Genomic DNA, 986 nt, shown 5'->3' on the forward strand with positions numbered 1-986 from the left:
GGTCAAGAACACCACCAACATCACGACCGTGGGCTCCCTCTCACACGGCATTCTCGCCCAGTCGGTCGGCGGCGGTGGCGGCAATGGCGGATCTGTCGGAACGTTTGCCGTCGGTCTGTTCGGCGCCGCTTCCGTGGCGATCGGCGGCGGTGGCGGCGATGGCAATCTCAGCAACCAGGTCACGGTCACCCACAAAGGTGACATTCATGTCGGCGGCATGGGCTCGAAGGCCATCCTTGCGCAATCGGTCGGTGGCAGTGGCGGCAACGGCGGTTCGGCTTATTCAGGCGCGGTCAGCGCTGGTCTCTACGTGTCCGCCTCGGTCGGGGTTGCCGTGGGTGGCGAGGGCGGCAACGGAGGCAACGGTGGAAAGGTAACGGTTCGGGCTGATGGCAACCTGATTGCCGACACCGACGCAGCCGGTTCCGGCGGCATCGTTGCCCAGTCCATCGGCGGCGGCGGCGGCAATGGCGGCCGCGCTGCCACGATTTCGGGTGCAGCCAGCACGGGGGTCAGCGTTTCACTCGGTGTCACTGTTGGCGGCTGGGGTGGCGACGGTGGCAAGAGCGACCTCGTCATCGTCGACAGCGGCATGAATGGCGGCGGCAGCATCGTTACCAAAGGCGCCAACGCGATCGGCATCCTCGCGCAATCGGTGGCCGGCAGCGGCGGCAATGGCGGCGATTCCTGGGGAGCTGCAGGCGGCTTCGGGGTCAACGCCAGCATCAATGCGACAGTCACCATCGGTGGCGGCGGCGGCAAGGGCAACATCAGCGGCGATGTCGCCGTTCACAACGCCATGACGATCAAGACGGGTGGGGACATGAGCGCCGCGATCGTTGCCCAGTCGATCGGCGGCGGCGGCGGCAATGGCGGAGCGACCAATGGCGCGACGGCCGATCTCGGTACAGAAAACGGCGTCAACGTCGCCGTCAACGTTGGTGTTGGCGGGGCGGGTGGCACAGGCAACAAGGCCGGTGCCGTGG

The 986-nt window shown here is 66.9% G+C and carries 1 pseudogene; it reads left to right on the plus strand.

Annotated elements, in window-relative coordinates:
• Positions 1 to 986 (plus strand): annotated as a pseudogene (locus EN925_RS41570) (autotransporter outer membrane beta-barrel domain-containing protein); the annotation flags it as partial.

This window comes from Mesorhizobium sp. M7A.F.Ca.US.006.04.2.1 (genome assembly GCF_004022915.1).
Lineage (GTDB): Bacteria > Pseudomonadota > Alphaproteobacteria > Rhizobiales > Rhizobiaceae > Mesorhizobium > Mesorhizobium ciceri.